Source organism: Bradyrhizobium semiaridum (assembly GCF_020329505.1).
Classification (GTDB): Bacteria; Pseudomonadota; Alphaproteobacteria; order Rhizobiales; family Xanthobacteraceae; genus Bradyrhizobium; species Bradyrhizobium semiaridum.
Window position 1 is genome coordinate 102,500 of sequence record NZ_JAGKJJ010000006.1, and the last position, 13,169, is coordinate 115,668.

13 protein-coding genes are annotated in these 13,169 nt (G+C 63.7%); 4 read left to right on the forward strand and 9 right to left on the reverse strand.

Annotated elements, in window-relative coordinates:
- Positions 1–2: 2 nt before the first annotated feature.
- From J6500_RS09300 to J6500_RS09340, 9 genes are all read right to left on the reverse strand, one after another.
- A complete protein-coding gene (locus J6500_RS09300) occupies positions 3–797 on the reverse strand; it encodes an enoyl-CoA hydratase/isomerase family protein (protein WP_225712396.1) in 795 nt (264 codons plus the stop codon).
- Positions 787–1,950, reverse strand: coding sequence for a CaiB/BaiF CoA transferase family protein (locus J6500_RS09305; protein ID WP_225712397.1), 1,164 nt, complete (start codon positions 1,948–1,950; stop codon positions 787–789). The genes J6500_RS09300 and J6500_RS09305 overlap by 11 nt, the downstream gene beginning before the upstream one ends.
- A 79-nt stretch (positions 1,951–2,029) precedes the next feature.
- Positions 2,030–2,839: an SDR family NAD(P)-dependent oxidoreductase gene (locus tag J6500_RS09310; protein ID WP_225712398.1), complete on the reverse strand. Its 810-nt coding sequence runs from the start codon at positions 2,837–2,839 to the stop codon at positions 2,030–2,032.
- Positions 2,836–4,230: an MmgE/PrpD family protein gene (locus J6500_RS09315; protein ID WP_225712399.1), complete on the reverse strand. Its 1,395-nt coding sequence runs from the start codon at positions 4,228–4,230 to the stop codon at positions 2,836–2,838. Before J6500_RS09315 ends, J6500_RS09310 begins: the two co-directional genes overlap by 4 nt.
- Positions 4,230–4,922: an ABC transporter ATP-binding protein gene (locus J6500_RS09320; protein ID WP_225712400.1), complete on the reverse strand. Its 693-nt coding sequence runs from the start codon at positions 4,920–4,922 to the stop codon at positions 4,230–4,232. The genes J6500_RS09315 and J6500_RS09320 overlap by 1 nt, the downstream gene beginning before the upstream one ends.
- Complete coding sequence (locus tag J6500_RS09325; protein ID WP_225712401.1) at positions 4,922–5,680, reverse strand: ABC transporter ATP-binding protein; 759 nt, start codon at positions 5,678–5,680, stop codon at positions 4,922–4,924. The genes J6500_RS09320 and J6500_RS09325 overlap by 1 nt, the downstream gene beginning before the upstream one ends.
- Entirely contained in the window at positions 5,677–6,708 is a 1,032-nt protein-coding gene (locus J6500_RS09330; protein WP_225712402.1) for a branched-chain amino acid ABC transporter permease, read from the reverse strand. The genes J6500_RS09325 and J6500_RS09330 overlap by 4 nt, the downstream gene beginning before the upstream one ends.
- A gap of 4 nt (positions 6,709–6,712) precedes the next feature.
- A complete protein-coding gene (locus tag J6500_RS09335; RefSeq protein ID WP_225712403.1) occupies positions 6,713–7,579 on the reverse strand; it encodes a branched-chain amino acid ABC transporter permease in 867 nt (288 codons plus the stop codon).
- A 10-nt stretch (positions 7,580–7,589) separates the two neighbouring features.
- Positions 7,590–8,777: an ABC transporter substrate-binding protein gene (locus J6500_RS09340; protein WP_225712404.1), complete on the reverse strand. Its 1,188-nt coding sequence runs from the start codon at positions 8,775–8,777 to the stop codon at positions 7,590–7,592.
- A gap of 378 nt (positions 8,778–9,155) precedes the next feature.
- On the opposite strand from J6500_RS09340, the gene dctP reads away from it, so the two are divergent.
- From dctP to J6500_RS09360, 4 genes are all read left to right on the forward strand, one after another.
- Positions 9,156–10,178 (forward strand): TRAP transporter substrate-binding protein DctP, encoded by a 1,023-nt coding sequence (gene dctP / locus J6500_RS09345; RefSeq protein WP_225712405.1) that lies wholly within the window; start codon positions 9,156–9,158, stop codon positions 10,176–10,178.
- Positions 10,179–10,187: 9 nt separating this feature from the next.
- Positions 10,188–10,691, forward strand: coding sequence for a TRAP transporter small permease (locus J6500_RS09350; RefSeq protein ID WP_225712406.1), 504 nt, complete (start codon positions 10,188–10,190; stop codon positions 10,689–10,691).
- A gap of 109 nt (positions 10,692–10,800) precedes the next feature.
- On the forward strand, positions 10,801–12,084 hold the full coding sequence (locus J6500_RS09355) for a TRAP transporter large permease (protein WP_225712407.1): 1,284 nt from the start codon (positions 10,801–10,803) through the stop codon (positions 12,082–12,084).
- A gap of 103 nt (positions 12,085–12,187) precedes the next feature.
- Positions 12,188–13,159 carry a class I adenylate-forming enzyme family protein gene (locus J6500_RS09360; RefSeq protein ID WP_376707783.1) on the forward strand — a complete coding sequence of 324 codons (972 nt, stop codon included), beginning with the start codon at positions 12,188–12,190 and terminating at the stop codon, positions 13,157–13,159.
- Positions 13,160–13,169: the final 10 nt, after the last annotated feature.

Here is a 13,169-nt window from a genome sequence, read left to right on the forward strand (position 1 = left end):
CTCTATTTGCCCTGAAAGTTGGGTTTGCGGCGCTCGTTGAATGCCAGCACGCCTTCACGCCGGTCCGCCGTCGGGACCAGGCGGTTGTAAGCTTCGATCTCGAAGGCAAGGCCATCGGCGAGCGACATCTGCAAGCCGCGATGGATCGCCTGCTTGGCCTGGCGCACCGAGATCGGGCCGTTGGCGGCGATGCGATGGGCGATGGCGAAGGTCGCCTCCAGCAACTCCCCTGGCGGCAGCACCCGATTGACAAGTCCCCACTGCTCGGCTTCGGCAGCCGAGAACGGCTTGCCGGACAGGATCAGTTCCTTGGCGCGGCGCTCGCCGACGGCGCGCGGCAGATTTTGCGTGCCGCCGCCGCCCGGCATGATGCCGAGCGTCACTTCGGTCAGCGCGAAGCGCGCATTGGTCGAGGCGTAGACGAAGTCGAGTGCCGCCGCGATCTCGCAGCCGCCGCCATAGGCCGCGCCGTTGATCGCGCCGATCAAGGGAATCGGACAGCCCAGGAGGGCGCGCAGCATGCGCTCGAAGACCAGATGCTGTGCCTGCCAGGCCTCATCCGTCATGCCGTTGCGCTGCTTCAGATCGCCGCCGGCGCAAAACGCCTTGTCGCCATGTCCGGTCAAGATCACCGCGCGCAGGCCCTCGATGTCGGTCGAGAAGCCCTCGAACAGTTCCACCAGATCGAGGCCCATCTGGGTGTTCATGGCATTGGACGCCTCCGGCCGGTGCAACGTCACCAGCAGGATATCGCCCTCGCGCCGCTCGACCTTGATGGTCTGGAATTCAGTTCGCATTGGTGGTCCCTCTGCTTGCGGGTGTTCGAAGGATGGCGTTGTGCTGGCCGAGCGCCGGCGCTGCGGTGCGTGCGCGTGGACGTGCGCCGTCGAACGCGAGCGGCACGCCAACAAGATCGATATCGTCGTCCGTGCATCGCACCATCATGTCGAGGGCGCGGGTTTGCGGATGCCGAGCAACCTGATCGGTGGTCAGCAGCGGTGCATTGGGAACCCCGGCTGCGTCGAGAATGCCGCCAAGCGCATCGGCCGTATGGCGGCGCACCGCCGCTGCGATCTGCGGGATCAGTCGCTCGCGGTTGACGACCCTTGCCGCGTTGGTCGCAAAGTCAGGATCATGCGCAAGCGCCTCGAGGCTCAACGCCACGCACAGCTTTCGGAACAGATTGTCGTTGCCGGCGGCGATCATCAGCCAGCCGTCGGATGCCTCGAAAGCTTGATATGGCGCAATTTCCGCCGTGCCCGAACCATAGGGCCTGCGCACCTCGCCCGACGCCGCATAGCCAGCCAGCGGCACCGTCATCCAGGCCAGCCCAGTCTCGTAGAGCGAGGTCGCAACGCTGCGACCTTGACCGCCATTGTTGCGCGCCACCAGGGCCGCAAGCATGCCGATCACCGCCCACATGCCGGAGCCCATGTCGACCAGCGAGACGCCGACGCGCACCGGCGGCCGACCGCCCTCGCCGGTCACGCTCATGATGCCGGTGCTGGCCTGGGCGAGCGGATCGTAGCCGGGCTTGCTGGCGAGCGGTCCCTTGGACCCGAACGCGCCGATGTCGCACCAGATCAGCGATGGCTTCGCCGCGCTGAGCGCTTTCGCAGTGAGACCAAACTTGTCCAGAATGCCGGGCCGCAGATTCTGGATCACGGCATCGGCCTCGTTCAGGATCAGCGACTTCAGCCGCTCGCAATCCTCCGCTGCGCCGAAATCGACCGTAATGCCCTCCTTGCCGCGATTGAGGCTATGGAAAACGCTTGCCGTTCCGTTCCAGAACGGCGGTCCCCAGCCCCGCGCATAATCGCCGCTCTTGGGATTCTCGACCTTGATTACCCGGGCGCCGAGATCGGCCAGAATGAGCCCCGCATAGGGCGCGGCTACGCTGTGCCCAAGTTCGACCACGGTAATGCCAGCGAGCGGCTTGTCGACGTCCATCAAATCCTCCCGGCTGCCGCGAGGGCCGCCGCCGTTCCTGTTGTCATCAATCGATTCATCATATCGAGCGGCGCCGCCTTCACGACTTGTCCTGCGCATTGTCGGCAACCAGAACGGCGCCATTGACGAAGCTCGCTCGGTCGGACAGTGCAAAGACGATCAGATTGGCGAGTTCCTGCGGCGTGCCCCAGCGCGTGTTGCGCATCGCATTGTTCTCCGACCAGCGTTTGCGTTCGGATTCAGCATCGGCCTCGCTCAGGTCGCGCTTGGCGAGCTCGCGCTCCCATTTCGCAAAACGCTCCGGCGTGTTGACGAAACCGGGCACGACGCAGTTGACGCGAATGTTGTGCGGCCCGAATTCGTTTGCAAGAATCTTGGAGAAGCGGATCTCGGCCGACTTGGCCGGACCGGTGCAGGACGACAGGAATGGCGGCATCGTCACCATGATCCCGGTTTCGCCCGATACGTTGACGATGCTGCCGCCGTTCTGCTCGATCATGATCGGAATGATGCGCTGACAGATACGGAACTGGGCGAAGAAATTGATCGCCATGCCGTATTGCAGCTCCTCGTCGGTGACTTCGAGGAACGGCTTGTAGGTACCGGTGCCGGCATTGTTGACCAGGATGTCGACGCGGCCGAGGCGGTCGCGAGCGATCGCCGGCAGCCGCCCGATCTGCTTCAGATCTGTCACATCAAGCGACAGCGTTTCGACCTTAACGCCGGTGGTCCGCTCGACGTCAGCGCGACATTCGGCCAGCGCGTCCTCGCGGCGCGCGCAGGCCAGAACCTTGACACCTTCCTCAGCCAGCAGACGCACGGTCTCGAGACCGATGCCCTTGCTGCCGCCGGTAACGATCGCGGTCTTGCCTACAAGTCCAAGTTTCATTTGGTCGTATCCTTTTGAGATCGGGTCAGGCGATCGAGCAGCCTGCGCACAGGCATCGATCCGCCGCTGCGCGCCGAGGCGAAGACCTCGTCCGCAAGGCCGGTGCCTTCGCCGGCCGGAATTCCGGCACCGGCCAGGCGACTGTCGAAAACCTCGGAAGCGCGGGCTTCGTCCTGGAACACCAGAACCCTGGGCGCCTCGCGCGCGGTCCGGCGATGACGCGCACCATTTTCCATCTCCAGTTCGACGGTCGCGTCGAGATGGGTACCGATCGCGTCCGGCTCGACGGTCGTCTTGCCGACGAGCGTCATGATCGCCGCGTCCTGGCGATGCTCGACGCCCATTTGGTAGTCGAGGCGACCGTAGCGGAGCATCGCGGCGACCGCGAAAGCAGTGCTGGCCTGGGTCTGCACCGTCCGCGTGAATGGTCCCTTGAACGACGTTCCCGGATATTGCGTATAAGGTTCCCAGATCGTCACCGTGATCCGCTTCACCTGCGACAGATCGATGCCGTCGCGGTGGAGCACATGTGCCGCCAGAACCGCGGACATGTTGTCGCCGAGGGTCGCGAACGGCTTTGCCATGATCCCGATCATGGCTGCGACGTCGGGGCCTCGCTGCCATTGCTCCGGCATGCGATCGAGGCCGGCAAGCGAGCGCAACAGCCCCTTCGGTCCTTCCAGCGCCTCCGGCGCGCCCTGGACGCCGTGCGCCGCGAATTCAGCAGCCAGTAGCCCGCCCTGGGCGGCGCGCCCGTTCTGCACGCGCCATTCGTCGGAACCACAGCGCACCGGCTCCAGCGTGCCGCCGGTCGTACAGGCGGCGATCGCGACAGCGCTGGTGGCCTTCGGTGGATCGAGCCCGAGCGCGGCCGCAGCCGCGGCTGCTGCGCCGATCGTGCCGAAGGTTGGGCTGGTCCGCACGCCCCTGCCGATCAGGCCGCGGGCAACAATTTCACCCGCACCTAGCCATTTGAGCGCGGAATAACCGACCGTGAGAGCGGTCAATACGGTGTGCAGCGGCGCATCCAGCGTTTCGCCAAGCGATACAGCGACCGGCGCAATCAGAGATCCCGGATGCGTCCAGGAATCGTGATCCGTGTCGTCCTGGAAGTGGGCGTGAACGGCAATGCCGTTGGCGAGAACCGCCTCGGACAGCGCGGCATGTTTGCCGCTCGCCCAGATGCGCGCGGTGCGCGGTCCGCGCGGCGCCTCCGCGGCGATGGCGCGCGCGGCCGCGGCTGTCGGCTCGTGCCGCGCCGCAAGCGCAAGCCCCAGCGAGTCGAGCAGGCAAATGGCTGCCTTCGAGGCGACATCCGGTGACAGTTCATTCGCCGACGTCGTTGCAACGAAGGTCCCGAGCAGCGCGGTAGCGTTCAACGCAGCGGACATCACAAATACTCCTCGGCAAGCGCGACATCGCGAATTTCAGCGACGGTGCCGCTCCGCCTGACTTCACCGCCACGCATCACGTAGCCGCGTGTGGCAAGCTTGAGCGCCGGGCGGGCCATCTGCTCGGTCATGAGAATGGTCGTACCGCGCTGCTTCATATGGCGGATCGCCTCGCTGATCTGCGCAATCCACACCGGCGCGAGGCCGAGAAAGGGCTCATCCAGCAGCAGCAGCTTGGGAAACGAACTCATGGCGCGCGCCAGCGCGACGATCTGCTGCTGCCCCCCCGACAGTTGTCCGGCCGGCTGGCTGGCGCGCTGCTTCAGGATCGGAAAGATGCCGCAGAGCCAGGCCCAGGCTTCGCGCTGCGCAGCTCCGCCGTGCCAGCAGGCGCCGCTCAGGACATTGTCGGCGACCGACATGGTCGCGAATACGCGGCGGCCTTCAGGCGAATAACCCATTCCGGCCCGCGCGCGCCCGTCACAGGATACAGCGCTGAGATCACGGCCCGCGAAACGCACGCTACCGTGCGAGATCTTGACCAGACCGATGATGGCGTTGATCAAGCTCGACTTGCCTGCGCCGTTGGCGCCGATTAGCAGCACCGTCTCACCCGCGGCGACGTCGATCGAGACGCCGCTGATTGCCGTTATGCCGCCATAGCGGACTTCAAGGTCTCTTACCGCCAGCATTATGCCGCCTCCTCGTCCACTGTCCCGAGATAGGCGTCGATGACATCCTTGCGCGCCAGGACATCGGCCGGAGCGCCCTCGGCCAGGACACGGCCGGAATCGAGCACCAGGATTCTTGGACAGAGGCGGCGCACGAGATCCATGTCGTGCTCGACGATCAGGACCCCGCAACCGAGCTCCGTCCTCACGTGCCGCACGAAGGCGTCGACCCGCAGGCGCTCCCGCCGCTCGAGACCTGCCGCCGGCTCGTCGAGCAGCAGGACTTTCGGCCGGGCGGCGCAAGCCAGAATGAGGCCCAGCATCTTCTGCAGCCCGTACGGCAGCTTATCGCTCTGCTCGTCGAGCTGCGGTTCGAGCTCGAACTCGTCGATCAGCGGCGCGACACTCTTCCATCCGGGCCCGCTGCCGCTGAAGCGAAGCGCCCGCGAAATGTTCTCCCGGACCGACGCCGTGCGGAAGGTGTTGGTCTGCTGGAAGCTGCGGATGATACCCATGCGACTGACGGCATGGAGCGGCTTGCCGGTCATCTCCTTGCCGTCGAGCCGCACCTCGCCGGTGGTCGGCGACAGCATGCCGCAAATGACGTTGATGAGCGTGGTCTTGCCGGCGCCGTTCGGTCCGATGACGCCGAGGACGTCGCCTGGCGGGATGGCGAAGCTGACCTTGTCGAAGACATGCAGCCCGCCGAAGCGCTTGGAGATGGCAGCGACTTCGAGCAGCGCGCCGCCGTCGGTCCGTCCGGTGTGTTCAACCGTCATTGCAGCGGCTCCATCGCATTAGGCACGCTCACTGTCGGCGATGAGGCGACGGTGGAAGACCGCGAGGGCGGCGAGAACACGCGGACGCCGAGGCGATGAATCGTCCCGACGATGCCTTCGCGTGCGACCAGCACCACCACCACGATCAGGAAGCCGAACAGGAACTGGGAATACTCCCCGCGCAGGGCGAAGAGGTCTCCCGCCCAGATCAGCAGGGCGCCACCGACAACCGGGCCAAGCATGCTGCTCTTTCCGCCGATGATCGCATACGCAATGTAATTGACCGACGACAGCGCGCTGAACGAGGTCGGATGGGCGGTGAGCAGCATGTTGACGAGAGCGAAGCCGGCCAGCCCCGATACTCCCGCCGCGATGGCGAAGCCGAACGCCTTGTAGTGCCAGACCACGAGGCCGAGACTCTGAGCAAGCAGCTCGTTCTCCTCAATCGCCGCAAAGTGCTGGCGCAGCGCGCGGGTCACCGCAGCGGTCACGATGGCGCCGGCGAGCGCGAGGCCGATGGTGACCTGAAGCACCGCGCGGTTGTCGGCGAGTTCCAGCCCGAATAGCGTCACGGCCGGCATGCCGACCAGTCCATTTGATCCGCCGGTCAATCCGGGCGTTTCGAACAGCAGAAGCTGCGTAATCTCGGTGAGGACGAACGTGACCAGCACGAAATAGACGCCGGTCAGACGGAGCACCAGCGCGCCGAGCGGCAGCGCAAACAGCGCCGGCACCACGAAGCTCGCAAGCCCTAGGAGCAGCACGTCGGTCACGCCGTGACGAAGCCCCAAGATCGCGACGGTATAACCTCCGATAGCCATGAAGGTCGGCACTGCGAAAGTCATCAGGTTCATGCGCAGCATGATGTAGACGCTGAAGGCAGCCGTAATCGCGATCAGCATCTGGTTGGCCAGCGAATAGATCATCGGATTCTGGCTGAGCCAGGGGACGATGAAAGCGGCCGCGATGGCCAAGACACTTGCCGCTTCGGCCAGGTCACCGCGCATTGATGGGGAGCGGGCTGTCATCTGCTCAGGCTCCCCGAACGCGCTGACCGAACAAACCCGACGGCTTGACCACCAGCATGACCAGGACGAGCACGAAGAGCGCGAGCGCACCCTTTGAGCCGCCGAGATAGACCGCCGAGAACGCCTCCGCCATACCGACGATGAAAGCGGCGACCGTCGCACCACCGATGCTCCCGAGACCGCCGAGAATGACGATCAGGAACGACGTCGCCAGCACGGGATCGCCGATATGCGGCGCGAGCGACAGGGTCGGTGTGACCAGCGCGCCGGTGAGGCCGGCGAGTCCGGTCGCCAGGGCGAAGGCAGCCGGGAATAGAATCGCGGGACGCAGTCCCTGCGCCGTCGCGACCGCGCGGTCATCGGCCAGCGCACGCAACGCGCGGCCGAAATCGGTGTAATAGATCAGGCCGTACATCGACAGGATCCCGATGATGCAGACGCCTAGCACCACGAGATTCTCGATCGGCACAAAGAAGCCGTGGCCGTGAATGACACCGGTCAATGGAAAGGAGAAGGCCGGCGATTGTGGTCCGAACACCACTAATATTCCGCTCGACACCATCAAATAGAGGCCGAGCGTCAGCATCAGCGTCGCCAGATGATCGTCGATCACGCGATCCAGCATGAAGCGTTGGAAAAGGAATCCGAGCACCGTGGTGCCCAGCGCCGCGCAGAGCACCGCCAGCGCGTAAGGCATGCCGAGATAGGTCACTGCGGAATAGGCGAGATATCCCCCCAGAACATAGAAGCCGCCGTGCGCGAAATTGACGACTCCCAAAATGCCGAAGATCAAGGTGAAGCCGAGGGCGAGCAGCGCGTACTGCGCACCTAGGCTGATGCCGATGAGGCTGGTGGCGACAAAGCCTTGCACGGACTATCCGCTACTTGCCGCCGGCCGCTTCGACCCTGATGGTCGGTTGCAGCTTGCCTTTCTCCACAAGTCCGACGCCAAACGGGAAGGACAGTTCCTGGTTAATGCCGAAGAAATCCTGCCCTATCCAATGACCGGGACCGATGTTGGGATCCTCGACCGGCAGGGATCGCAGGGCCTCGGCAACCTTGGCCGTGTCCGAGATGGTGCCGGCCTTGGCGATCGCCTTGGTTACCATGCGGGCGGCGGAGACCCACTGGAAGAACAGATTGTTTTCCGGCCGTTCGGCGCCGAGCAGTTTCTTGTACTCGTCGGCAATCAGTTGCACCTTCTCGTCGATGAGGACCGGCTCGTACCAATAGAAGTCCTTGAGCACCTCATCGCCACCGGCGACACGGGAGATTTCGCTGTATCCTGGACCACCGAGGCGTCCGATCGGTCCCTCGAAGCCGGCCTGGCGCAGTTGCTTCACGATGATGCCGGCGTCGCCAGGGGGCGACGAAGCGAGATCGACGGCGTCAGGCTTCGCATTCATGATCCGGGTCACGATCGGCGCGAAATTGGTGGTGCCGCGCTGATAGTATTCCTCTGTGGCGGTGATGCCGGTTCTCTTGTAGGCGTCGGCATCGACGCTCGCGATATCCGTGCCGCCCTGGTCGTTCGGCGCGACCAGCACCACGCTCTTCAGGCCGAACTTCTGCTTGGCGATCTTGATGATCGGTTCGGCCCAGCCCGAAGGACCCGGCCCCATGTGAAAGATCAGCGGCAACTGCGGCGATAGCGCATCCTTGGCGTAGCCGTTGCCCATCACCAGCATCGAATTGCGCTTGGCTATCGGCTTCACGCCCGTGAGTTCGGGCGAGCCGATCGGGCCGATGATGAACTTGACGCCCTGTCCCGCCAGCGTGTTGGCCGCGGCCGCAGCGCCTTCGGCCGTGTACTTGCTGTCGATGGCAACGACGTTGACCTTGCATGGCGCCCCGTCGACCTTGATCAAGCCATCCCGGTTGGCCTCCGCGGCGACGAGTTCGACCGCGCCGCGCAGCGCGAGGCCCCATTGCGCAGCGGGACCCGACAGAACGCCGACGACGCCGAGGGTCAATTCCTGACCCGCCGCCATCACCGAAACATTGGAGCTGGCAAGCGCAGCGCCGACGGCGATGCCGGACAACAGCAGATCTCTCCGCGTAGTGCTCATCACTCCCCCCGTAATTTGTTGCGGCTCATGCGCCGTCCACTTGTTGCGTGGAAACCCGAAGCGTCCCGCTCCAGGGCCGCGCGTGTTCGCTCGGCGTCGGGACGTTAGGCGCGCCGAGCCCGGGCTGTCAATGAAACGTTTCATCAAAAATAGGGCGGATCAGCTATGCTAAAAGCGGACCGCCGCTCCAAACGCACCAAAAACATCAACAATAATGGATGTTTATACCAAAAAATCGGCAATATGCCAGAAGTCCAAACGACTCCCTTCTACCTATCATTCGAACCGATGAAACGTTCCACTTGAATCGACCTGGCCTGCCCGGTAGCTTGCGTGGCCCGTCGCGGACAGAAGACGACGGCAAAGGGGAGAAACTCGATGATGCGAGGCGCCGTGACGGCCGTGCTTGCCGTGCTTGCGATTCAGTTGAGCCAGGGAGCGCTAGCAGGTGAACCTCTGTTCAAGCTGCGGGCTTCGGTGGACACGTCGGCGACACACGGACGGACATTGTCTGCCGCCGACTACCTGAAGAAGCTGCAGGAAAAATCCGGCGGGCGCATTACGACCGAGCTGTTCCACAGCGGCCAGTTGTTTCGCGACCGCGACGTGGTGAAGGCGCTGCGTCAGGGTGCCGTCGAAATGGCGATCCCCGGCACCTGGGTGCTGACCGGCTTCGTCCCCGATGCAGACGTCTTCCAACTGCCGGCATTCTTCGGACAGCCCTATCCGGTGGTCTACGCTGCTGCCGACGGCAAGATCGGCGAGATCATCAACAAGGAACTCGAGAGCAAGCTCAATGTCAAATTGCTCGGCCGCTGGCTGCAGCTCGGATATCAAAACACCTACAGCACCAACAAGCCGATCCGCGACTTTGCCGATCAGGCCGGCATGAAGATCCGCAACTCCGGCGGAGCGGGACAGTCGGCGCGCGCCAAATTCTTCGGCGCGTCACCAAACGTAACGGCATGGCCGGACGTTCCCCTGGCGCTGTCGCAAGGCTCGTTCGACGGGCTGAGCTCGACCGATGAAAGCCTTGCCAGCGCAAAGCTCTGGGAATCCGGCGTGAAGTATGGCTTTGCGGATCGCGAATTCGTCGGGTTCTACGTGCCGATGATCAGCGAGAGCTTCTACAAGAAGCTGCCGCCGGATCTCCAGAAGCTGGTCATCGACCTCTGGCAGGAGAACATCCAGGCCTACCGCAAGAGCATGGAAGAGGCTCAGACCGAGGCACGCCAAACTCTGGAGAAGAACGGCATCGTGTTCGTTTCGCCGTCCGAGAGCGCGCTCGCTGAGGTCCGCGCCAAGATGCTGCCTTTGCAGGACGGCATCGCGAAGGAGTTGCGGATTTCGCCCGCCTTGCTGCAGCAGGTGCAGGCGGATGTAACGACCATCGGCCATTGATTGCCTCCCATGATGAAGCTCTGGAACAGGCTTGAACTCCTGTTGATAGGAGTTCTTGGTGCCGCCGCGCTGACGGTCGGGACCGCTCAGGTCATCGGCCGCTACGTGAACAAGAACTTCGCTTTCATCAATGGCGAGGAGGTAGTGGTCTATCTGACGGTTTGGGCGGTGTTTCTGGCGTCCAGCCAGTTGGTCCGGACCGACGGACATGTCAGGCCCGACGTCGTCCTGCGACTGTTGCCGCCGCAGGGGCAAAGATGGGTCGAGGCATTCAACTGCTGTGTCGCGATCTTGTTTTGTAGCGGCCTCGCCTATTGCGGCTTCCAAGTTGCCGACGTCGCCCGCAGTCTCGACGAGCGCAGCATCACGGGCCTCGAATTCCCGATGTGGATCTACTACTCGGCCATCCTGATCGGCGCCGTGCTGATGCTGTTGCGCTACGTCATCAAGCTTTATTTGCTCGTCTTCCGCTTCGATCCCGCCACCATGGTCATCGCCGTTCACGATCACTGAGCGTCGACGACGTCAGCCGTCTTGATGACCGAAATCTGCCATCGGCAAACTGACCGTCGTGGTCCCGCATCGGGACGCTTCAGGTCGAGCAACCAACGAGACCGACGCGATGTGGACGATGCTTTTCCTGCTGATGTTCTTCGGGCTGCTCTGCGCTGGGACGCCGATCTTTCTGGTGTTGGGCCTCTGCGCGGCAGTCCTGTTCGGCTTCAGCGACCAGCCTCTGGTAGCGATCGCGCAGAAGATCGCCGATGAAATGAATTCCAGTACGCTAATGGCCTTACCACTGTTCGTGATGGCCGCCGCCTTCATGCGGCGCGGCGGTGTCGCCAAGGCGCTGGTCGACGTCGCGATCGCGTGGTTTGGACGATTGCGAGGTTCGCTTGGTCTCGTCACGGTCGTCGCCTGCACCCTGTTCGCGGCGATCTGCGGCTCTTCAGTTGCGACTGCGCTCGCCATGGGCACCATTCTGGTGCCGGCGATGATCGAACGCGGCTATCCCCGTCATTTCGCGCTCGGCGTGGTCGGCGCCTCCGGCACGATCGGCATCGTTATTCCGCCCAGCCTGTCGCTGATCCTCTACGGACTGATCGCGGAGCAATCGGTGCCAAGGTTGTTCCTGGCCGGTATTCTGCCCGGGCTGCTGCAGGCAGCGATGTTCTTCGGCTGGGTATTCTACTACTCGCACAACTCCGAGTTGCCGCGCGAGCCGGCCGTGCCGCGGACCGCACTGTTGCGGATGAGCCTCAATGCTCTGCCCGCACTTTGTGTACCCTTTATCGTGATGGTCGGAATCTACGGCGGCCTGACGACCGTCACCGAAGCAGCCGCGGTCTCGGCAACGGTGGCGCTTCTCGTCAGCCTGTTCTTCTATCGCGGCTTTCAGGTCCGCCAGACGATCGAGGTGATCGCCGAGGCGATCAAGAGCGCCGCGACGATCATGATCATCGTCGCGACCGCCTTGGCATTCGGCCATTGGATGACGGATTCGGGCATCCCGGCTTCACTTGTAAAGTTCACACTCGACCACCAGCTTCAGCCGTGGCAATTCTTGCTCGCGATCAACGTGCTGCTGCTCCTGCTCGGATGCTTTCTCGAGGTCGCCGCCACGCTGCTGGTGGTGATGCCGATCCTTGCGCCCGCGCTGAAACCGCTCGGAATCGATCCCGTCCATTTCGCGATCGTGTTCACCCACAACATGGAGATCGCGCTGGTTCATCCCCCCGTCGGATTGAACCTTTACGTGCTTGCAACGATTTCGACGGCGCCGGTCACCGAAGTGGTGCGCGGCGTCCTGCCGTTCCTGATCCTGCTGCTACTGTGCCTTGCGATCATCACTTATGTCCCGCAGCTTTCGCTGTGGCTGCCCAATCTGGTCTATGGCGCGGGCTAGCAGGCGAATCGTCTCAACGGAGTGTTCGAGCATGTCATCGAGATCAATCCATTGGGCCGGCGAATTCTCCGCACTCGCGCTCCGCTACGGCGACAGGCCGGCCGTGGTCGACGCCGCCGGCACGAAGTCCTATGCGGAATTGTTCGCCAAAGCTGCCGGCATTGCGGATGCCTTGATGCAGGCCGGGATCGGTCCGACAGATGCCGTGGCGACTTTGTTCCGCAACAGCGCCGACGCTGTTGCGGCCACGTTCGGCGTCATGCTGGCGGGCGCGGTCGAAGTACCGATCAACCCTGCGCTGAGCAGCGACGAACGCGCTTACTGCCTCGCGGTAGCCAACGTTCGCCTGTTAGTCACCAGCGCGGCCTTCGCGACCGAAACCCCTGCCGGCGGTCCTGACCTCGTGGAGGTCGAAAGCGTCGAGCAGACCGTGTTGGATCCGGCCGGCTTTCCGCGGGTCGACGGCGGCGCGCCGGCGCGTATCGTCTTCACCTCCGGCACTACCGGACGCCCGAAAGGTGCGGTTCACAGCCAGATTGGCCGCTGGACGGCCAACATATTGCTGCGCGCAAACCTGCCGTTCCGCCCGACTGCCGGCAGCAATGTCCTGCTGATGACGCCATTCTCCCACGGCTCTTCTTTGATGACGCATGCCTATCTTTCGTCAGGTGCGGCCGTGACCCTGCTCGACGGCGTCGACCCACCGCGCGTGCTTGATATCCTCGCGCGCGGCACATGCGATGCCATGTTTGCGCCGCCGACCGTGCTGGCAAAGATCGTGGCTGCCGCGGGCACGCGCCAGTTCTCGTCACTGCGCACGATCTTCTGCGGCACGGCGGTGCTGAAGCCCACGCTCTACGCGCGCGTCAGGGAGATGTTCGGCCCCGTGGTGCGGGTCACCTACGGCAAGAGCGAGGTGTTCAATCCGATCACGGTGCTCGATGCCGAAGAGACCGAGGCCTGGTATGCATCCGGAGGCGACGATGCCTGCGTCGGCTGGCCCGCTCCTGGTGTTGAGATCGTCATCCGCGGCGAGGACGGCCGGCCGCGGCGGGCAACGACGGCGAGGTTCTGATTCATGCACA